The 277-nt window shown below is 55.6% G+C and carries 1 rRNA gene; it reads left to right on the top strand.

Annotated features, from left to right (window positions below):
- A 16S ribosomal RNA gene (locus tag NNO03_RS22820) occupies positions 1 to 277 on the top strand; the annotation flags it as partial.

Genomic DNA, 277 nt, shown 5'->3' with positions numbered 1-277 from the left:
CACGGTCCAGACTCCTACGGGAGGCAGCAGTGGGGAATATTGCACAATGGGCGCAAGCCTGATGCAGCCATGCCGCGTGTATGAAGAAGGCCTTCGGGTTGTAAAGTACTTTCAGCGAGGAGGAAGGTGCTGAGGTTAATAACCTCAGCAATTGACGTTACTCGCAGAAGAAGCACCGGCTAACTCCGTGCCAGCAGCCGCGGTAATACGGAGGGTGCAAGCGTTAATCGGAATTACTGGGCGTAAAGCGCACGCAGGCGGTCTGTCAAGTCGGATG

This window comes from Citrobacter sp. Igbk 16, assembly GCF_028069755.1.
In the GTDB taxonomy this organism is placed as follows: domain Bacteria; phylum Pseudomonadota; class Gammaproteobacteria; order Enterobacterales; family Enterobacteriaceae; genus Citrobacter.
This window is presented reverse-complemented; position numbering and strand designations above follow the sequence as displayed.